The sequence below is a fragment of the Paenibacillus mangrovi genome, assembly GCF_022898935.1.
GTDB lineage: Bacteria > Bacillota > Bacilli > Paenibacillales > Paenibacillaceae > Paenibacillus_AQ > Paenibacillus_AQ mangrovi.
Map to the genome: position 1 here is coordinate 130,944 of NZ_JALIRP010000004.1, position 19,804 is coordinate 150,747.

Sequence of the window (19,804 nt, forward strand, 5' to 3'; positions counted from 1 at the left end):
GAAATGATCAACAACCATGGTTTCGAAGCCGTGTTAGTTGGACAGTGGGGATCATATTTGCTGTCATCGCAGGAGTACGGTTCAAATTGATTTCTCAAATGAGAATAAAGGAGAGAGCCATTCATGAATGAGCAATCGCAAAAATCTGGATTAGAAAGTTTCAATTGGTCAGGTTTCCACCATGTGGCCTTAGTTACTTCTGACTTGGACGGTACTATTAACTTCTATGAGAAGGTGCTTGGCATGCAAGTGACGTCGCTCTATCCGGCAACACCACAACGGGGTAGGCACTGTTTTGTAAAGCCCGGCAATACAAAATCTTGGGGAATCCATTTTTTCGAATACCCGGATGCCCAAATCTTTCAAAGTGCTGATTCTTTAAGGCGTCTATCGGTAAAGCCGGAGTCGTTAGATCTATATCGGTTCCTACCCGGAGGGCTTCAACATATTGCATTTGCTCTCACATCCGAACAAGATGGAATGACTCTCCGCAAGAAATTGAATGCCCACGAAGTTGTGATGACGGATATATATGATCAGGGGAGCCTGCGTAATTTCATTTTTATTGATAATAACGGAATTCAGTTGGAAGCCGCTTGGCCCAAGGAGCGAAATCATTAGGAGCAAGCTTGGAATAGAGATCAGGAACGGATTTGCTTTAGCCTAATTTTCCCCACATATGCTGGCAGATGCCAATGAGGTGCGGGTAGCCGTGGCTGGCAGCGGAACGAAACTGATCGCCGCAGGGCAGCCGTCATTGCGCTAAACATTCCTGTTAGTTCAAGAAATGGACTTTGTCAAAAAAGAAGCACCTCGGCATGATGGGTTTGTCGACGGGTATGATACCCAACACCATCAAGGAGGCGCTCTTATATGAAGTTTAAGCAATCGGCCAGACAAAATCAACGAATTGAACGAATTACCACTTCTCATCTTGTTGTCGGAATCGACATGGCCAAGGAGACCAGTTGCCATCCAACTCAATTCACTAGATTCCCTTTTCAAAAACTTACTCATTCCTTTGAAAGAAGAAATGCCACATCTTTCAGAACAACGTAATGCCCTAAAGAGAGGCAATCTGGAGCTTTATCTGAAGCCTACCCAGCCCGACTTTTGACGTATTGAAAATAATTATATGCATGCTGCTTCATTCCCGATAAGGTAAAAAAGCCTTTCCCAAAACAATTTTACTTACCATGACACGTTATGTCATACCAGTTATTGTATGATTATGTCAGTTAGAGAAGGAGTGCATGCAAATGAGATTGACGGTAACAGTGAGCGATGATAAAAAAAAGAATGTACTTGAATTGGCAAAAAAAAGCTTCGAGGAGCAGCACAGAGGGACGGTTATTGAGATCGAAACTCTGCCTAGAGAGATCCTCGAGCAGCGTATCCAAGATGGCAATGCCCCTGATCTGATCGAGTGGGACGGTAGCAACATCGGAAACCTTCTCGATCGGAAGCTCATTCAGGAACTCACCCCGCTGTTGGAAGATGGATCGTTCGGCTTGTTGGACTTCTATCCGTCGGTGCTTCAAGCAGTTAAGGATCAAGGGAGAGTTGGAGCCATTCCGGTCATGGCGGAAGTGACAGGGGTTTTCTATAACAAAGCTCTATTTGACCACGCGGGAATTACTTACCCAAAGGAGAATTGGGCCTGGGATGAGTTTGTGAAAAAGGCACGAATATTGAACAGCTATGACGTTGACGGAGAAGTGATCCGCTACGGGGCTTATTTGGTCCCGAGGCTTCTTCCGGTGGAACCTCTTGTGTGGAGCAACGGAGGCGCGTTTTTATCCGAGGATGGCATGAGAGCAACTGGTTATCTGGATTCCCCCGAAACCGTGGAAACGATTCAAAGGTATCTGGAGATGTATCACCCCCTCGAAGTGACGCCGTTTGAAGATGTGGGTAGGGATACATGGATCTCTTGCTTCAGACATAATAAGATGGCCATGTATTACGATGCGAACTGGACGATCAAACCAATGAGGCGTGAGCAACGGGAACAGTTTGGCGTTGTTATGCCTCCTAGTATGGGAGAAGGGCCGCTGCGCAACATTGTACAAGTATATGGATACTGCATTTCCGCACAGTGCCAAGATGTCCAGTTAGCCTGGGCATTTCTTCAGGAGCTTGCTTCACCACATACAGAATCGGGAAGAGAATGGGCTAAACATAATCTGGCGGTGTCGCGTACTGTAGCTGAAATAAGCGGACAGCAGTCCGATCCCTTATATAGCCCTTTTCTCAAATCGTTAGAGAATGCAAGGCAGGGCGCGTTTGATGTGTCCAGCATGAAGCTATGGCGCTTTTGGAACAATGATGTATTCCAAGAATGGATTTTTCGTGAAAATCGGATCAATGTAGAGGAGCGCTTAAGAAGAATCGCAAGAGAGTACGACGAAATGCTTCACACTTAGAACGGAACGTGTGGTGAGACAAAATGGGCAATATGCATCGAATCCTGTGGTTTGATGAACAAGTACGGTTCGGGAAGTACCCTAATAGCGGTCATTTGTCGGAGCATTTTGAGATATCCGTCCGGCAAGCCTGCAGGGACATCGAATATTTAACAAATACGCTTTGTGCTCCACTGGTATACAATCCTAAAAGGCGGGGGTACCAATACGAGGATAAAACTTATGTACTGCCCGCGCTAATACTGACGGCATCCGATATACAAATGATACGAGCCATAATATCCCACTTAGATCAAACGGCAGCTTTGTTTGGAGCAACCGCATTTTCAGAAAAAGCAGTTGGTCTACTGCAGAATATAATTTCGCACTCTTCCTATGAAGGGGAGAGGGACTAATACAAATAGCGAGAAGTGTGGAAAAAAGCTGACGAAAATGATTCTGAATTATCTTTTATATATTTATTAACAGTTTCCTTTGCAATGATTGAAAAAACACCGTTAAGGGAGGACATTAGGATGTCATTACAAGTTCGTCCATATTGCACTGAATTAGAGGATACAGTTAAAAATTTAAGTCACAAAGCATGGATACTTTTTAAGTACAATAAAGATTTCGATCATGAGAGGATGAGTTGTGTATTTAACGAGGACGGTAATTTAATTTGTGTGGGATACTTACGACATGGAATAGCTGATGATCATGATGTATTCGAAATTGAAATACCCACTAATGAATTAGCTTCAAATCGCATGAATGAAGTGAGAAAGGCTCTTTACCCTACATTCATAAATACCTGTCAAAAACTGCGTAATCCAAACAAGAAGACAAAGTTGGTTGCATGGAAAGACTTCTATGGTGACAGAGAGTTTTACGAAGAGATAGGTTTTATCCCTTATCAAACATATGTTATAGCAAAACGTTCAATAGAAAAAACCATACCTGAAGTCATAACGCCTGTTGGAGTTAATGTCAAATTTCACCCGATGGAATCCAAAGAGGAAAGAATCAAATATACCGAATTAGAAAATCAATTTTATCAAGGTGTTGTATACAGAAGTGTAAATATGTTGGAATGGATGATGGGTGGTCCAGAGTTACATACCATTTCTGCATTTGAAGGTGAAGAACTTGTTGGCAGCGTTATGTGTTGGCAAACTGGCGCAGTTGAAAGATTATTCGTAATTCCTCGATGGCGTAATAAAGGGCTGGGCAAGTTTCTCATAACAAAGGGTTTTGAATATCATATTAAGAATGGTCGAAACGAAATTTATACGATGGTTAATGAACAGGATAAGGAAGCTATGTTGTTGTTAGAGTCAATGGGGTATACCTTTTCTGTAAGAATGGAACTCAAGGCATTGGATGTTTAGCTATTTAGCAAAGAGAACTAATGTGTAAATAAGTGGACTATACGATTGCCATTTGGCAGCTATATTCCGCTGACGGGCAGTATAGCTTAATAAATAACTATAACGCGGCAGCCGCGTAACGCTAACGAGCAGTTTATTTCAATAAATGCAGGATATAAGGATTAATAGTAAAAACTATCGTCTTTTTGTGACGATAGTTTTTTTCATATATACAAGTGGGAGCGTGTATAATGTGACGAAACTGAAAGAGATTAGGTACTTTATTACCATTAAATGAATTTAGCTGTGGGTTCTCATCCGTTATGTACATGCAAGGGGTGGTGAAGATAAGTGAGCGCTTTGGATGAAGCTCTAGATTCAATTGTTTCAGGTAAAATTGATTCACTTCAAACGATTTATAAAGAACTGCGTATTCCTGTGTATGGATTGGCATTATCCATTTTACAAAATAAGTCGTGGGCTGAAGAAATAATGCAAGAAACGTTTGTACGGGTTTATGAAAAAGCAAGTAATTACCGCCACGGAACCAACCCTAAAGCATGGATAATTTCAATCGCACGAAACCTTTCTTACGAATTATTGCGTAGTAACATACCGCAACGAAGTTCGTTTGAACGAGGAATTTCATTGTTTAAACAGTGATGAAATGTAGATTCTAGACCGATTAGAACTTACTAAAGCTCTGCTTCAACTGGATGTCATTGAGCGTGAAATTGTAGAAATGCACATTGTTGTGGGATTAAAGCACTCCGAAATAATCGAAGGGTTGTCTACTGTAGGAAAAACATCAGTATTTTGCAGTAAAGAGATTACATAGTCAAAAGCACAATGTTGAAAAAACGATAATTGCAATAAGTGAACACTATTCACAAGTCTTGCATTCATACCAAGGCATATTAAGATCGATGGAAAAGGACGTACATATTCAGCTTTTAAATCGTCATGTTAAATATATTGAGCAACAATACAATTGGATTGATTCACTTGGTCATGCGAAATCATCAAACGGTGTATGTTCCTGTTTTGGCCTGCTATTTTTGTTATTTCACTAACGTTAAGTAGCAGTCCGTTATGCATCCGAAGTATCGTCTGAAAACTCCTACAGAGGCATCCCATATCGTAGGTTATAATATATACTTTTTTTGTAGAAGTGATAACTTCGTACCCTGCCATAACGGAATTCGTAATGGTGTGATGATTACATTTACGAAAGGAGAAATCATGGTGGATCAAAAAACATTCTGGGCTTTATCAAAAAGCACCGTTAGTCCTTGGTGGATGGGGAGTGTTTACGTGGTGTGCATCTGGGAATTAATGAAAAATGCTAGCTAGAGAAGAGGCGAGTGTGCGGAAACGTTTTTTCAAGTCATTTCGACCGCTGCATTGGAGACTGACGCGATCCTATATGCTGATCAGCATTTTGGCCTGGCTCCTTGTAGAGCTTCTGCTCCTCTTGGCGCTCGGGTGGGGAATGTATATGTCGCGCTCATTTTTGCTAACGAGTGCCTTGAAAAGCAATGCGAATGTGGCCGGTTCTTTGCTGGCAGGCGATCAAGGACCCGATCGTGCAGGCTTGACTCTTTGGCTAGAGCAGCAACAGCGAGTCGTAGACAAAGTGTTTTCTTACACGGGCATACTTGCTGTCGTTGACCGGCAAGGGCAAGTTATCGCTTCGACAGGGGCCGGCGTCCGCCCTCCGTCACATGGAACTTTGCTGTCGGCACAGCTCACAAATCAGGCAGCGGATCATTTGCAAATGTATCTCAACAGCCAGGGTGACGTCAAGTTGGTAACGCATGATAGCGCATCAACAGGAGTTCTCGTATTCATACCGCTTGGGGCAACGGAGAAGCAGGCAGATGGAATTCTCGTTATGCAAGCGGAAAACTTCAAGATTCATCCCTCGTTATGGCTTGGAATCGGCGTGACTGTCTTGCTTCCAGCCTCAGTAATCATAGTTCTATGTGTTGGAGTGGCAGGCGCTGTGTTTGGTGCGGTCACTTCACGGCCGCTCATCCGGAGATTCGGAACATTGGCGGATGCCGCTGACAATTGGAGTCGCGGCGATTTCTCCGTCTTGGTTGATGATCCGGGCGGAGACGAAATCGGACGGCTATCACGCCGCTTGAATCATATGGCTGAACAGCTCCGGCACCATGTGCAGGTGCGCCAAGAGCAAGCGGCTATGGACGAGAGGGGGAGAATGGCGCGTGATTTGCACGACAGCATCAAGCAGCAGTTGTTCGCGCTATTCATGCAAATTAGTGGAGCGAAAGCACTTCTCTTGCAGGGGAAAGAAGGTGCGCTCCCCAGACTGGAACAAGCAGAGGACTTGCTGGGGCAGGTGCAGGACGATCTCACGAATCTGATCCATGAGCTGCGTCCCGCCATGTTGGAAGGCAAAAGGTTTCCGCAAGCGCTGCGCGAGCAAATCGAGCAATGGGCAGAGCGAACTGGGATCGATGCTGTTTTTCAAGTCCAAGGGATGAACCCGATCCCGTTGCAGCTGGAAGAAGCCTTATACCGTCTGACACAAGAAGCGTTGTCGAATGTTGCCCGCCACAGCGAGGCGCGTGCCGTTCGTATTCAACTCATGTTTGAACCGGATAGGACGACACTGGAAATATCCGATAATGGCCGAGGGTGTCATGTCTCAAGCAAAATAGGAAAAGGGGTCGGTCTCCTTTCCATGTCTGAACGGCTCTTTCCATTCGGAGGAGAGGTTAGCTACCAGAGCAAGCCGGAGCAAGGTTTTGTCGTCACTGCAACGGTGCCGGACCATGGGCAGCAGGACAATGAAGCATGATGGAGCCTAAGTACGAGTCTATAAGTGAAGGGAGCGAGAATACCGATGGAGGATAACATTCACATTGTGCTGGTTGATGATCATAGCTTGGTGCGCCAGGGAGTTCGTTCATTTCTCGAAACGCAATCCGATTTGCGCATCGTGGGGGAAGCGGCTTCCGGAGAGAAAGCTGAACATCTTGTAGCCAATCTGGTGCCCGATGTCGTCCTGATGGATTTGTCGATGCCGGGAATTGGCGGGATTGAAGCGATCCGCCGAATAAAGAAACTCAGCCCCCATTCCCAGATTGTTGTGTTGACCTCTTTTCAGGAGGACGACTATATTTTTCCCGCTTTGCGTGCGGGAGCTCTTTCTTACGTATTAAAGAATGTCCAGTCGGGCGATCTTGCTGACATTATCCGAAAAGCGCGTGGCGGTGAAGCATTTCTCCATCCGCGCGTGGCCGCTCGGGTAGTGCAGGAGTTTCGCGAGGAACGAAAGGATATTCCGAACGTTTTTAATGATTTAACCGATCGTGAGCTTGAAGTATTGCGCCTTATCGCCCAAGGAAACGCCAATGCAGCAATCGCGCAATCGTTGGTCATCAGCGAGCAAACAGTGAAAGGCCATGTAAGCAATATCCTTGGCAAATTGCAGCTGTCGGATCGGACCCAGGCGGCGGTCTTCGCTTGGGAACAAGGCGTCGTTCAGCGCAAGCGAGGAGATGTATAAGTTGCAGAGAAAAAGGAGTGATGTGATATGAAAGAACGAAATGAAAGGATTCAAACAACAGGTGAGAAATGGATGGGATACGGCGCGTTTGCCGCGGCGTTCGCGCTTGGCGTTATCCACTTTATAGTAAACCTCATCGGTTTCGTTAACGCACCTGCTGCGGAACAGAAGATAGGACTGTTTTTCGCATGGGGTGTACTTCCCAGCCTCATCTGTTTCATATTTGCGGCGGCGGCAATGACTCTTGTCCGCTTCTGGGGAGGAAGAAAATGGTTTCGGGCAGCGCTTGTTCTCACATGGACCGCTTCTACATTTATGAGTTTACACGATGTCTGGCATTTGATTCTCGCGGTGCAACGCAAGGACTTCATGATTTTCCTTTATATATTAGGGCCAGGTCCATGGTCTCTGATTGGAGCAGTCTTGTTTGGTTTCACCGCGTGGCGTGCACGGCGCAGATTGATAGACGGCATGACTAGGGAAGCGTGATAGATATGCATACGCAAACGCAACATACGCAAACAAAATCGTTGGTTTGGTCGGGTTACGCAGTTTTTATTTGGTCCATCGTTTATATGCTACCACACCTTTACTGGGCTTTAGGCGGCACGATAGGGGAGGGTCTACTAAAACCTGATATCGTACAACATATCCATTTTGATTTGATTAATGGGATTGCATCTGTATTTCTAACCGTTGCCGGAATCATTGGTCTTGCATTTATTTATTGGAGTAAGGGCAGATTTTCTAGTTATCTGTGGCTATTTATAGCCTGGGCAGGATGTTCGTTAGCTGCTTCGCACGGCATTTATGGAATTGTTTATAGAATACTTCAAATCAGTGGGGTAGTCGGGTTGGAATCGGGATCATTTGACATCCATGAAGATGCCTTTGTGTTGTGGGATCTAGTGCTCTTTGAGCCTTGGTTTTTAATCGAGGGGATATTATTTGGCCTATTAGGGTACTGTTTCTTGAAAAACGCCCGCAGCAGAAAATTCTGGCTAGCGGCTTGCATGATCGGCATTATTGTCGGTTTGGTCACTGGGATTATGGGTGTGCGATTTGCATAAGCAATTGGCAGGCAGAAGGATGCGCCCCACGAGATAGTATTTCAGGCTTGGACGGTCCCGAAGCATCTTCCGAACTGGTGGGGATCCAAAGGGTTCACGATTAAGATTCAGGAGTTCGAACTAAAGCCTGGCGGCGCTCTGTTTGCCCAGAACAGGAGATGAGTCAGATTTTGATTGCCAATATTCAATATCATTAATGCATCGAATACACCTTTTTGACAAAGGGCTTTCAAGCATGAATAACAAAAGAGAACTTATAGTATAAAACAATAGAACTGATAAAAAAGTAAAGTGAGGGAAACTAAATGACAAAGATGATGGGACAAAGCAATAACGGCTTCTCCGAAACAGGGCTGCGCAGAATGAGCGACGTGCTGTCACGGCATGTCGAGTCCGGGAAGATTCCTGGGCTCGTAGCCCTGGTCAGCCGGAACGGTGAGACGCACGTCGAAGCGCTTGGCACGATGCGTCATGACGGTGGCGCTCCGATGCGCCGGGACACGATCTTCCGGATGGCCTCGACGTCCAAGCCGGTCACGATGGCGGCGATGATGATCCTGCTCGATGAGTGCAGGCTGCGACTTGACGAGCCGGTTGACCCGTGGCTGCCGGAACTCGCCAACCGGCAGGTACTGAAACGGCCCGACGGCCCGCTGGACGAGACCGTACCGGCGCGGCGGCCGATCACTGTAAGGGACCTGCTGACCTCCACGTTCGGGCTCGGAGTGGATTTCGAGTTGCTAGACTCCCCGATCAGGGCCGCGATTTTCGAGAAGACCGACTACAGCGTGGCGTCCGGGCCGGCACCCGGGCCGGACGAGTGGATGCGCCGCCTTGGCGAGCTGCCGCTGTCGTACCAGCCCGGGGAACGGTGGCAGTACGACCTCAGCAACGAGGTAGTCTGCGTGCTTGTCGCCAGGGTCACGGGCCAGCCGTTGGAGACGTTCCTGCGCGAACGCATCCTCGATCCGCTGGGGATGAAGGACACCGGTTTCCACGTGCCCGACGGCAAGATCGACCGACTGCCGCCCCTCTACGGGCCCGACCCGCAGACCGGAGAGTTCCTCGTATGGGACGAGGCAGCAGGCGGACGGGCCAGCCAGCCTCCGGCGTTCCAGAGCTGCGCGCTGGTCTCTACCGTCGATGACTACCACGCCTTCTTCCAGATGCTGCTGAATCACGGGATGCACGGGAGCGAACGGATCTTGTCCCGGCCCGCCGTCGAGCTGATGACCACCAATTGCCTCACGCCCAAGCAACAAGCTGCCCGGGACGCCATGTATAGGAAAATCGCCCACCTGTCGTCCGGCCAGGGGTTGCACGGCGGCTGGGGCTTCGGGATGGCGGTGCGCACCTATCGCGGCGACTATGCGCCCATCGGGCAGTTCGGCTGGGACGGCGGTACCGGCACCACCGTCTACGCAGACAAGGCCAACCAGCTCACCGGAGTCCTGCTAACCCAGGTCGGGTTTTCCACCCTGGATTCATTGCATCTTATCCACGACTTCTGGACCACGGTCTACCAGGCAATCGAAGACTAACATCGATGATTCATTAGACTAACGGGAAACGATAGTTCAACGAACCATGGAGCAGTTTGCCGGCGGCAGGCTGCTCTTATTCATTAAGCTAAAAGGCAGGATAGTGCTAATTAGGCTACAGGAATATCGACAAATTTAACCCCTAACTTTTATCGAGATTTTAATTTATATTGAATTTGTGAACAATTAAAGTACGTTAGGAAGGCGAGAATATGAGTCAAGTCCGGAACTACTACGAGAATTCACAAAATAAAGAAAACATACAATCAATTTATAACACAGGTAATAACCTTAGTGCTAAGTATGAGGTAATGGGTAAATACGGAATATCAAAAGAGTTGTTTGAAACTTGGACAATAGAAAAACTTAATTTGCTGGGCAGTGAACGCGTTCTTGATATTGGAACAGGGAATGGGAGGTTCTCAATTCCCACCAGTAAAATTTTGAAAAACAATGGCGGGTTTATGGTTTGTTGTGACTTAACAGAAGGAGTTATGAATTCAGCACGTATTCAGGCAGAACAGGAAGGGCTACCTATCCTCCACATGATTGCTGACGCTGAGAAATTGCCGTTTCTTTCTGACGAGTTTGATGTCGTCATGGCAAATCATATGCTATACCATCTACCTGATTTGAAAAAAGGATTGAAGGAAATCAGCAGAGTTTTAAGAAATACTGGACAGTTTTTAGCTACTACTAATAGTAGCCGGGGGATGCCTGAATTCTTCGCACTGCATCAGGAGACAATGTGTCAGTTACATATACCATTTGAAATTAAAGAAGATCCGATTCCTTTTTCTTTAGAAAATGGAGAGGCTATACTGTCAGAGCACTTTAATCGAGTAGAACTAATAACTTATGAGGCAGGATTCAAGGTAACAGATCCGGAGCCTGTGTTACAATACTATATGGCAACTCAACTCTATCAAGGTCCTCTTCATGACATAGCGTTAAGTCGAGAACAACGGGAAGCAATCTCCCAAACTTTTCTGGCTTTAACTAGCAAAAAAATTGAATCATGTGGTAGAGAATTGATCATTTCAAAACCAGTTGCGGCTTTTATTTGCGAATTAAATTAACTGACGGGACACTTTAGCTTAATAAATAACTAATACGCGGCTGCCGGCAAGGATCGCATCGTTCCATTCCCTCAGTCATTTAAAGAACTGCTGGCCATGCACGCTGACGCGATGAAGAAAAAACATGCGGTCTATTTATTTGAATCATCGTGGAAGAAAAAGTACACGGATCGGGGAATACGAAAGATTTTGGCCAAATATTCGGAGGAAGCTGAACTTGCTCAAAAACTGTAGCCACACAAGCTGCGTCATTTTCTGTTGACCTGGCTCAAAAAGCAGGGCATCGATGACGCACTCATACAGCCGTATTCCGGTCATGAAAGCCGGAAGTTATTGGAAATCTATTCGAAGCTTGCAATCACAGATGCCCAGCAAGAAGATAACGAGGTTATAAATAAATTCCCCATTTAATTTACATCTACTTTGCCCTTGGTTACAGCTACGCTGGTACTACCCCTAGAACGTGTTCAACAAATAGCTGAAGAGCTATGCGTTAATAATAAGAGCGATGATTAATGGTAGCCTTCAATGTGGTGGTTCACTTATACCTTCAAACGTTATTGCAGCAGGCGTACCATGTAGAGTTATCAGACCTATCACTGAAAACGATAAAATCGGTTTTAACATGATATAAAAGAGATAATTATGCTATTCAGCTAACGAGACACATTAGTTGAAAAAGTATTGACGAGTAAGCCAACAATATATATTTGTTGGCTTCTTCTGTTGTATCCGGACGATACAGTGTAATAAGAGCTAAAGGAAATAAGCCGAATTGAAACTAAAATTAATGACAATAATAGCTATAGATAAAAATATAAAGGATGATATCATGATTTATATCTATAATGACTATGGTGGGACACATACAACAGCTATTGCAGCTGCTTATCATTTAAGAGAAATTACCCAATCAGAACGAAAACTAACTAAAGAAGAAATATTAAATGTTAACTATTTCAATAAATTAACTAAAGATGATTCGGGGAAAATCATTTTTCACGGGATAGACGAAAATGGAGATTCAGTATATACAATAGGACGAAAATCCTCCAAACTTGTTATTCCGGCATTAAAAGACTTAAGCTTGTTACTACAAAGCAAACATCATTTTCAAGAAAAAATAATATTCTCTAATACGTCACCGACTGTACCGTTCGTCATGTCAATTGGGGGTTTCTTCTCAAGAGGATTAAAAATCGATTTCATAGGTGTTCCGTTATTAATTATGGGTGCTAAACAATGCTGTAATAATATTTTCCAGTTGGTTGAAAATACGAAACGAACAGGGAAGTCCTCTAATGAGGGAAAAGTTATTATTTTAGATAATGAAATATATAAATAAGGGAAGTGGTCTATTGGGGAAAAGTAGGGTGACAAGAACATATATGCTTAAAAGTCGTGAAGTTGCGGCTTTTTTTGTTTTAACAATATATCTTCTTGTCAAAATCAAATGACAAGAACATTAGCCTTTGCTGATTGAGGACAGGACAAGAACATATATTGTTTTCGTAAATGAGGGCTTGAGACAATTGTTGCAGAAATCGGAGATGCTGGGCAGTTCAACGATAAGTACTAATGTCGTGTCGAGGGACAAAAACATAGTCCCATTGAAAGTCGCTATCATAGCGGCTTTTTTGTTTTATCGGTACATGTTCTTGTCCCGAGTCAAGGACAAGAACATGGTCCGATTACCGATTTGATGAAATAGATCCATATTTGTAGAGTTAAAATTGAGAATAAAGAATTTGTCGGATAGCTTCTGCAGCCATTTCTTTTGGAATCATAAAATAAAGTATTAGACCGTGAAAATAAAGTTGTAGACTGACCTCAGGTGTTAAGCTAACGGGCAGGATAATGGAAATGATTTGAAGAAATTATGATGAATAGAATAGATTCCCACAGGGGGTGCACATGATTTTTAATGAGCAATGGCACCGTCATTTAGGTGCATACGGAATTTGTTTGAATGATGAGAAGCTATTAGTCATCAGAAAGGGAGCAATGTGATCCCGAAAAAGTCTGCGGAAACGATATTAACAAGGTTGCTGACCACCAGCGGTTTTTTGGAGATAGGATCAGCGTTTGCGACAGATGAACGGGAGGGAACATAAGTAATAATCCTTGAATTATTCGTGAAGTCATGTTACTCTTGTTAGTAATATTTTGATAATTGAAGGAGGATTATTAACAATGTTTTTTATCAGACTACGTTCCCTTACTTTGAACCAGTAATTAAATACTGTTCAAAGGCTCTGTTTGTCATGACAGAGTAAACGGGATCAGTCTGCCCATTTTTAATAATCTTCATTTGCTCGAATGTCGTGAAGAAAGGCAGATTCTCTATGCCTTTCTTTTTTATGTTGATGATGAATTTTTCCTTGGATAAGGAAAGATTTATTTGCATTCGACATTCCGAGCATTCCTGATCCATATAATAGGTCGCTACCCGTTTACTCTGATCACAGGCAAATTGCCTGTGATTTTTTTATTTTGAAAGGGGAGAGTACAGTGGGAAAAAGCTGAGCCGTGGAGAGCCTCCCAATTTTTCCGGGCAGCATTTAATGCACAAAGAATCAAAATGCAGGGAAAGTATTGGCCGAAAGTAAACAAAAAGAAATGGGATCGTTGTTGAAATCCATTAAAAATAAGCAAAGGGGTGTCATCCATGACGAAGAGCCAAAAAATCATAAGCGCTGAGATGTTCAGCGAATACGCCGAGACTTTTAGGTGCCCGCATTGTGAAGGTGCGTTAAAGGTCGTTGATTTAAAGAGCCTGGGATGTCCCAACAACCATACGTTTGATATATCAAAACAAGGTTATGTAAATTTGATGACTCGCCCCTTAAATAGCAATTACGGTAAGGAACTGTGCGTTTTTCGATGTCGCTGATAAGAAGAAAAGCTTTAACAATGAGGATACCGTGTCACTTTTCAAAAAGCACTTCCATCTCTCGGATGTAATCAGCTTATGTTATACCAGAAGCTTAAATAGAGATGAGCTCGGAAACTTGGTTCAAATGTCTCCCTTGTCTTGGACTTCAGATCAAGCGCATAGGGATGCATTAGTTCGTCAGGGATCTGCTGAAATTACGATTGATATCGATATTTTAATCGGATTGAATAAATAAAAAATGAGGTGTTATATCATGGAGAAAGTATGCCTAGAAATAGAAAATATTGAATTATCCTATTTGGATAAAGTCGTGTTAAATATTCCGCGGCTTGTGGTATATCAGTTCGATCGTATCGGGATTGTCGGTAAGAACGGGTCGGGCAAAAGTACGTTGCTGAAGCTTATGAACGGCCAAATCAAGCCGGATCAAGGTCATGTAAAGTCTTTTGCGGATTTTGCCTATTTTGATCAATTGGTCAAGCCGGACGATCGGGAAGCCAATTATGAGTTGCTGGGGAAGCTGTCGATTCCGCAAACCGAAATTGAAAATTTCAGCGGCGGAGAACAAACCAGACTGAAATTGGCTAAAATACTGTCCGACTACCATGAAGGGTTATTGATCGACGAGCCAACGACTCACCTTGACGAAGCTGGTACTCAATTTTTTATCGATGAATTGACTTATTATTATGGGGCACTTGTACTTGTCAGCCATGATCGATATGTTCTTGACAAGCTTGTTACAAAAATTTGGGAAATTGATGATGGTTTCGTTACCGAATATACAGGAAACTACTCAGAATACGTTGACCAAAAAGAGCTTCAGCGAAAGCAGCAGCAAGAACAGCATGACAAATATATCAAAGAAAAGTCCCGTCTCACAAAAGCCGCAGAGGAAAAAATGAAAAAGGCGGATAAAATTACTCAAGCGAATGGTCACATTTCAAAAAAGGAGTCGAAATCGAAAGCCAATAAAATGTTTATGACCAAATCTAAAGACACAAGCCAAAAGGCAGTCCAGCGCGCAGCCAAAGCCATGGAACAAAGAATAAAGCAGCTTGAAGCAACCGAAGCACCCAAAGAAGAACAAAAACCAAGCTTCAGTCAATCGACGGCTCTTCAATTGCACAACAAATTCCCCATTATGGCCGAGCAGTTGACCCTGAAAGCAGGGGACAAAATCTTGCTCGAAGATGCATTTTTTCAGTTCCCATTAGGCAGTACCATTGCGATCAAAGGAAATAACGGGGCAGGGAAATCCACCCTACTGCGTCATATTGTTAACAGGGGAGAAGGGACCATCATTTCTCCAAAAGCGGTCATCGGGTATTATGAACAAATGGGTTATCGATTTGATAAAGAACAGAACGTTCTGGATTATATGAAGGGAAGAAGCGAGTATGACGAGAGCAAAATTCGTGCAATCCTTCATTCCATGAATTTTACGGGTAATGATATTAAAAAAAATGTTCGCGATTTAAGCGGTGGCGAGGCAATCCGGCTGGTCTTGTGCGATCTTTTCGTTGGACGCTACAACATACTGATTTTAGATGAGCCCACCATTTTTTTAGATGTGTTCTGTATTGAAGCATTGGAAGATTTCATTAAAGCTTACGAAGGAACAATTCTGCTCGTCTCCCATGACCGCAAGTTTGTCAAAGCTGTCGCAGATTGCCAATATGCGATTGAAGATAAAAAACTGAAATTGATTTCTTACAAGGAATAGTTTCTCAGGCAAGGAGGGAAAGTCACGCTTCTATGACGCACCTGGGGTGAAGCCGCTAAAGACGCAGCTCGTGAGCAAGATCACCGATGATAACGGAAGAATATCAAGACATTCCAGTCCAAAGAACTAAATACCGTGTACTGACTTGGCGGTGTGCCGAAAAGCGAATCGGAAGAAACAGGCTGCGGAATTCCTCGGCCTGTTTCTTTTGGGACTACACATGGAAATCAAGAAGAATGGGTATCTCAAAAAGAGGAGCAGAAGGATAGTGTAATGTTTGCATAGATGTCTAATGACACAAAAGTAAAGAAGAACAAGTTCAACAACCGACATCACTCATGTCGTGCATCGACGGTTACGACCGGGACGGTCATACGATCGTTCGGGGTTTGGCCACGGCCGAGGTGCTGGCGGCATACCGTCCGATCATCCGCGATATCGTAATCCAGCACAATCACCACACGAAACCGATCCACGAACGCGACACGTACGGCAAAGCGTTTATTCAAATGGAAAATTTGTGGCAAAGAAGCGAGGCCGTTCGCCGTTTCGTGCTTGCTCGCCGGTTTGCCAAGGTGGCCGCCGATCTGATGGGCGTCAAATGGGTTCCGACCAGGCGTTATTCAAGGAGCCGGGAGGCGGCCATACGCCTTGGCATCAGGACCAGAACTATTGGCCAGTTGCGACGAATCATACGGTTACGATGTGGATGCCGCTTGTTCCGATTTCCGAGGAGGTCGGCTCGATGACGTTCGTTTCAGGCGAGCATAAGCGAGGATTCCTTAACCGGCAGCTCATTAGAGGGTTTCTTTGTTTTTGGACAATTGAAACGTCTTTTCAGTGTGCTCTGTGAAGGCGGTATAGAAGGAAAGGAGTAGGGCTTGGGCGATACTAACTATAAGGATCAACATCGAAAACTACATAAACCAGATACATTTCATTTTAGCTGCGGATTTGATGCCATATCTCTGGTCTTGAACAGAATAAGGTTCCTGTTTCCAACGCATATTGTGTTCCATCATCCAGGTAAACCCCTTGACCCTCCAATACGTAACATATTTCAAAAAAAGAGTGCTTGTGTAGCTGATTATGCAAATGATGCGGATTTATTCCCCAGTAATGGACGTCAAGGTGATCGAATGTTGATTGAGTACACTCGCTAAGCTATTTAAGATGTAGGATGTTTTTGAAGCGTCTATTAAATTTATGGTATCACTCACCGCCCTTTGTCTGAAAAATATAAAGATCTCTATCTGGTATACATAGCGAGATGCAGGTGAAATGCATTCATTCATCTAAGCCTTAACCATTTATGGGAAACTCTCTTACTTCCCTCTAAAGGATCCTGGAGAGAGACCAGTAACAGATCGAAATCTATTTGTGAAATGACTGACATCTAAAAACCCACAAAACTCTGCTATTTTGGCAATCGAATATGTAGTAGTGGTCAGCAGGTCCTTAGCATGATCCAGTCTGAGATTAATAAGGAACTGATGCGGTGGAACTCCATATCGCTCGCGGAAAACCGCCCGAAATCGAGAAGGAGAAAGATTCGTCCGCTTAGCTAAGTCTTCTATTGATAGTGTTTCGGCAAGGTGAAACGAAAAGTAAGATGGGATCCAGTCCAGATCATGCGGATGACTTGATTTTAGATTGGCAGGATTAGAATGGTCATGCATGATGTGATAGAGGAGTTGGGCGGCTGTTGCTTGCGCCTTTAACTTGGACAAAGGATTGGGTTCAAGCCAGCTTTCTATCATATCCATTAGCAAATTACGATATAGATACGGCTTACTCGGTGCTAGTACAACCGGGATTGATAAACCTTCAAAATCGTTAAGCCTTGGCTGCATCAAATGCTGGAAGGAATGTACATCGATCTGTCCAGGCTTTGTCGGAAAGCTCTTCTCTCGATCAGCGTGAAAGAAAAAGTCCATATGGGCAAATGGTGTTGCATTATGAGCAAAAGATTGCAAATCATGCACGGTTCCAGGTTGAAGCAAACAGAACTGTCCTTCTTCGAGTTCGTAAGTCGTTCCGTCAGCGACGACCGTTAATTGTCCTTTTTGTATATAGATGAGTAAATAGTCAAGTAGTTTTCGGAAAGGATGATAATAGGCAGAACGTACTGCAACATCACTTTCTCTAATGTAGGGGGCAATGGGATGTGTATTCGCAAATGAAAATAGATTCATAAGAGCCACCTTTTAATTCAGTAATTTTATACAAGTAAAACGATCATTACACACAAAGACCAAATGATTAAAACCGCTTACAATTAACTATATCATAAATGAATAGTTGAAAAGGAGAGAATTTAATATGAGCAAATTAAACAATCTTCCTAGCTTGAATGAGTTACATCACCTTCCAGAAGAACTAATTGCAAATTACAAGCATAAGGGACATACCATTGTAAGAGGACTAGCCAAACAAGATGAAATTTCCATTTATCGCGAGGTAATTAGTGAGATCGTCAAAGAACATAACAACCATACAAAACCACTTCATGAACGGGATACATATGGTAAAGCATTTATTCAAATCGCAAACCTATGGAAAATAAGTGAATCGGTTGAAAAGTTTGTGATGGCGCGGCGCTTTGCAAAAGTAGCTGCTGACCTTATGGGCGTTCCATCAGTACGAATTTACCATGATCAAGCATTGTTCAAAGAGCCCGGAGGCGGTCATACGCCATGGCATCAGGATCAAATCTATTGGCCATTGGACACCGACAAAACAATAACACTATGGATGCCGCTTGTTCCAATCTCTGAGGAAGTTGGATCGATGACCTTTGCTTCTGAAACCCATCACAATGGCTATATCTCGAAGCAGGAAATATCGGATGAGTCGCATAGAACCTTCAAGGACTATATTGAAGGTAAAGGCATAGAACAGGTAAATTACGGTGCAATGGCAGCGGGCGACGCTACTTTTCACTCTGGATGGACTCTTCACAGCGCTCCGGGAAATCCAACGGATCAAATGCGTGAAGTGATGACCATTATCTATATTGCTGATGGGCTCGCTATTGCTGAACCGGGTAGTAATGCACAAAAAAATGACTTAGAAAACTGGTTTCCAGGACAAAAAGCAGGAGATGCTGCCGCAAGTCCGCTTAATCCAATTGTGTATCCTTAGTTTTTTTGCGACTCACGCGTGCTTTTTGACAAACTAATTTCCATTAATATCATCGTTTTGGTATAGGGGAATATGGAATGGGGCTAACAAATGTCTAATCAATCAAAATTAGGTAATACCGTACGAAGTTATAATCTTGTTCAAGGCTGGGCCAAACTTCCTGCTGACTTGGAATTCGGATATACGCATGGAATTGTCGTTGATCAGGAAGATAACGTCTATGTGTTTCATACGGGAAAACCTTCGATTTTCAAATTTAGTCAAAACGGACAATTTCTAGAAGCGTGGGGCGAAGAGTTTGAGGGAGGCGCTCATGGATTTTACTTGAATAAAGAGCATGATGGCGAATACCTCTATGTAACAGATACTACGCGACGTAATGTTGTGAAAATGGATTTAAGCGGAAAGCACTTGCTTACATTGGAAACTCCAGATCGCGCGGACATTTATAATGAAGAGTTGAAATTTGTACCAACGGATGTAGCTGTTTCTACTAATGGCGATATTTATGTAGCTGACGGTTATGGTCAAAGCTGGATTCATCAGTATACAGCAGCAGGTGAATATATCCGTTCTTGGGGTGGAAAGGGTACAGAATGCGGACAATTGAACTGTCCGCATGGCATTTCCATTGATACACGACAAGGTGAAGAAGAAGTTTACGTAGCGGATCGTGGCAATCACCGTATTCAAGTTTTCACTTTGCAAGGTGATTTCAAAAGAGTAATCATGGATGATTTGGACATGCCTTGTAGCTTTTATTTTCAAGGCGATGAAGTTTACATCCCTGACTTGGATAGCCGAATTACAATTTTCGACAAGAATGATCGGTTGATCTGTCATTTAGGTGAAGATCAGCAGGCATATAAACAAACGGGCTGGCCTAATTTGCCGAAGTCTTATTATCGTGATAATAAATTCAGCTCACCTCATGGTGTTTGTGTAGATTCCCAAGGTTCTGTGTATGTCGCTGAATGGATTGTTGATGGTCGTGTAACGAAGCTTTCTCGAACATTATCCCAATGATTGCTACAC

Annotated in this window: 21 protein-coding genes; 18 read left to right on the top strand and 3 right to left on the bottom strand. The window is 43.8% G+C overall.

The window, feature by feature from the left end; genetic code table 11:
- Window positions 1-123 precede the first annotated feature (123 nt).
- The 13 genes from MUG84_RS11270 (at window position 124) to MUG84_RS11330 (ending at window position 12,348) form a co-directional block, all read left to right on the top strand.
- The gene (locus MUG84_RS11270; protein WP_244725120.1) at window positions 124-621 is read left to right on the top strand and encodes a VOC family protein; all 498 of its coding nucleotides are present in this window, start codon (window positions 124-126) and stop codon (window positions 619-621) included.
- 638 nt (window positions 622-1,259) lie between these two features.
- A complete protein-coding gene (locus tag MUG84_RS11275; RefSeq protein ID WP_244725121.1) occupies window positions 1,260-2,426 on the top strand; it encodes an ABC transporter substrate-binding protein in 1,167 nt (388 codons plus the stop codon).
- Between the two features lie 515 nt (window positions 2,427-2,941).
- On the top strand, window positions 2,942-3,796 hold the full coding sequence (locus tag MUG84_RS11280) for a GNAT family N-acetyltransferase (protein ID WP_244725122.1): 855 nt from the start codon (window positions 2,942-2,944) through the stop codon (window positions 3,794-3,796).
- A 330-nt stretch (window positions 3,797-4,126) separates the two neighbouring features.
- The gene (locus MUG84_RS11285) at window positions 4,127-4,438 is read left to right on the top strand and encodes an RNA polymerase sigma factor (protein WP_244725123.1); all 312 of its coding nucleotides are present in this window, start codon (window positions 4,127-4,129) and stop codon (window positions 4,436-4,438) included.
- Window positions 4,439-5,141: 703 nt separating this feature from the next.
- Window positions 5,142-6,602 carry a sensor histidine kinase gene (locus MUG84_RS27480; protein ID WP_244725124.1) on the top strand — a complete coding sequence of 487 codons (1,461 nt, stop codon included), beginning with the start codon at window positions 5,142-5,144 and terminating at the stop codon, window positions 6,600-6,602.
- 24 nt (window positions 6,603-6,626) lie between these two features.
- Complete coding sequence (locus MUG84_RS11295; RefSeq protein WP_244725125.1) at window positions 6,627-7,313, top strand: response regulator; 687 nt, start codon at window positions 6,627-6,629, stop codon at window positions 7,311-7,313.
- A gap of 27 nt (window positions 7,314-7,340) precedes the next feature.
- Window positions 7,341-7,802 carry a hypothetical protein gene (locus tag MUG84_RS11300; protein ID WP_244725126.1) on the top strand — a complete coding sequence of 154 codons (462 nt, stop codon included), beginning with the start codon at window positions 7,341-7,343 and terminating at the stop codon, window positions 7,800-7,802.
- A gap of 5 nt (window positions 7,803-7,807) precedes the next feature.
- A complete protein-coding gene (locus MUG84_RS11305) occupies window positions 7,808-8,383 on the top strand; it encodes a DUF3995 domain-containing protein (protein WP_244725127.1) in 576 nt (191 codons plus the stop codon).
- A gap of 3 nt (window positions 8,384-8,386) precedes the next feature.
- The gene (locus tag MUG84_RS11310; protein WP_342346112.1) at window positions 8,387-8,545 is read left to right on the top strand and encodes an SRPBCC domain-containing protein; all 159 of its coding nucleotides are present in this window, start codon (window positions 8,387-8,389) and stop codon (window positions 8,543-8,545) included.
- Between the two features lie 155 nt (window positions 8,546-8,700).
- Window positions 8,701-9,924, top strand: a complete 1,224-nt coding sequence (locus MUG84_RS11315; protein WP_244725469.1) for a serine hydrolase domain-containing protein — start codon at window positions 8,701-8,703, stop codon at window positions 9,922-9,924.
- Between the two features lie 212 nt (window positions 9,925-10,136).
- Complete coding sequence (locus MUG84_RS11320) at window positions 10,137-11,003, top strand: class I SAM-dependent methyltransferase (RefSeq protein WP_244725128.1); 867 nt, start codon at window positions 10,137-10,139, stop codon at window positions 11,001-11,003.
- 243 nt (window positions 11,004-11,246) lie between these two features.
- The gene (locus MUG84_RS11325) at window positions 11,247-11,414 is read left to right on the top strand and encodes a site-specific integrase (protein ID WP_280521303.1); all 168 of its coding nucleotides are present in this window, start codon (window positions 11,247-11,249) and stop codon (window positions 11,412-11,414) included.
- 421 nt (window positions 11,415-11,835) lie between these two features.
- Window positions 11,836-12,348: a DUF3189 family protein gene (locus MUG84_RS11330; RefSeq protein WP_244725471.1), complete on the top strand. Its 513-nt coding sequence runs from the start codon at window positions 11,836-11,838 to the stop codon at window positions 12,346-12,348.
- Between the two features lie 645 nt (window positions 12,349-12,993).
- Here the strand turns inward: MUG84_RS11330 and MUG84_RS27645 are convergent.
- Window positions 12,994-13,125 (bottom strand): ArsB/NhaD family transporter, encoded by a 132-nt coding sequence (locus MUG84_RS27645; protein ID WP_425313218.1) that lies wholly within the window; start codon window positions 13,123-13,125, stop codon window positions 12,994-12,996.
- A gap of 579 nt (window positions 13,126-13,704) precedes the next feature.
- On the opposite strand from MUG84_RS27645, the gene MUG84_RS27485 reads away from it, so the two are divergent.
- From MUG84_RS27485 to MUG84_RS11340, 3 genes are all read left to right on the top strand, one after another.
- Window positions 13,705-13,896 carry a putative RNA methyltransferase gene (locus MUG84_RS27485; RefSeq protein WP_342346113.1) on the top strand — a complete coding sequence of 64 codons (192 nt, stop codon included), beginning with the start codon at window positions 13,705-13,707 and terminating at the stop codon, window positions 13,894-13,896.
- 256 nt (window positions 13,897-14,152) lie between these two features.
- Window positions 14,153-15,625, top strand: coding sequence for an Msr family ABC-F type ribosomal protection protein (locus MUG84_RS11335; RefSeq protein WP_244725130.1), 1,473 nt, complete (start codon window positions 14,153-14,155; stop codon window positions 15,623-15,625).
- Between the two features lie 520 nt (window positions 15,626-16,145).
- A complete protein-coding gene (locus tag MUG84_RS11340; protein ID WP_244725131.1) occupies window positions 16,146-16,478 on the top strand; it encodes a phytanoyl-CoA dioxygenase family protein in 333 nt (110 codons plus the stop codon).
- A gap of 89 nt (window positions 16,479-16,567) precedes the next feature.
- On the opposite strand, the gene MUG84_RS11345 is transcribed toward MUG84_RS11340, so the two are convergent.
- Together MUG84_RS11345 and MUG84_RS11350 are read right to left on the bottom strand one after the other, a co-directional pair.
- Window positions 16,568-16,735, bottom strand: a complete 168-nt coding sequence (locus MUG84_RS11345; RefSeq protein ID WP_342346114.1) for an AraC family ligand binding domain-containing protein — start codon at window positions 16,733-16,735, stop codon at window positions 16,568-16,570.
- Between the two features lie 215 nt (window positions 16,736-16,950).
- The gene (locus tag MUG84_RS11350) at window positions 16,951-17,820 is read right to left on the bottom strand and encodes a helix-turn-helix domain-containing protein (protein ID WP_244725133.1); all 870 of its coding nucleotides are present in this window, start codon (window positions 17,818-17,820) and stop codon (window positions 16,951-16,953) included.
- Window positions 17,821-17,947: 127 nt separating this feature from the next.
- Between MUG84_RS11350 and MUG84_RS11355 the strand changes: the two genes are divergently transcribed.
- Both MUG84_RS11355 and MUG84_RS11360 read left to right on the top strand, forming a co-directional pair.
- On the top strand, window positions 17,948-18,769 hold the full coding sequence (locus tag MUG84_RS11355) for a phytanoyl-CoA dioxygenase family protein (RefSeq protein ID WP_244725134.1): 822 nt from the start codon (window positions 17,948-17,950) through the stop codon (window positions 18,767-18,769).
- Window positions 18,770-18,859: 90 nt separating this feature from the next.
- A complete protein-coding gene (locus MUG84_RS11360) occupies window positions 18,860-19,795 on the top strand; it encodes an NHL repeat-containing protein (RefSeq protein ID WP_244725135.1) in 936 nt (311 codons plus the stop codon).
- Window positions 19,796-19,804 lie beyond the last annotated feature (9 nt).

Coding starts and splice junctions, on each gene's coding strand:
- MUG84_RS27485 (WP_342346113.1), top strand. CDS start 13,705: ATGTTCAGCGAATACGCCGAGACTTTTAGGTGCCCGCATTGTGAAGGT.
- MUG84_RS11330 (WP_244725471.1), top strand. CDS start 11,836: ATGATTTATATCTATAATGACTATGGTGGGACACATACAACAGCTATT.
- MUG84_RS11280 (WP_244725122.1), top strand. CDS start 2,942: ATGTCATTACAAGTTCGTCCATATTGCACTGAATTAGAGGATACAGTT.
- MUG84_RS11360 (WP_244725135.1), top strand. CDS start 18,860: ATGTCTAATCAATCAAAATTAGGTAATACCGTACGAAGTTATAATCTT.
- MUG84_RS11355 (WP_244725134.1), top strand. CDS start 17,948: ATGAGCAAATTAAACAATCTTCCTAGCTTGAATGAGTTACATCACCTT.
- MUG84_RS11275 (WP_244725121.1), top strand. CDS start 1,260: ATGAGATTGACGGTAACAGTGAGCGATGATAAAAAAAAGAATGTACTT.
- MUG84_RS11315 (WP_244725469.1), top strand. CDS start 8,701: ATGGGACAAAGCAATAACGGCTTCTCCGAAACAGGGCTGCGCAGAATG.
- MUG84_RS11305 (WP_244725127.1), top strand. CDS start 7,808: ATGCATACGCAAACGCAACATACGCAAACAAAATCGTTGGTTTGGTCG.
- MUG84_RS11335 (WP_244725130.1), top strand. CDS start 14,153: ATGGAGAAAGTATGCCTAGAAATAGAAAATATTGAATTATCCTATTTG.
- MUG84_RS11300 (WP_244725126.1), top strand. CDS start 7,341: ATGAAAGAACGAAATGAAAGGATTCAAACAACAGGTGAGAAATGGATG.
- MUG84_RS11270 (WP_244725120.1), top strand. CDS start 124: ATGAATGAGCAATCGCAAAAATCTGGATTAGAAAGTTTCAATTGGTCA.
- MUG84_RS11320 (WP_244725128.1), top strand. CDS start 10,137: ATGAGTCAAGTCCGGAACTACTACGAGAATTCACAAAATAAAGAAAAC.
- MUG84_RS11350 (WP_244725133.1), bottom strand. CDS start 17,820: ATGAATCTATTTTCATTTGCGAATACACATCCCATTGCCCCCTACATT.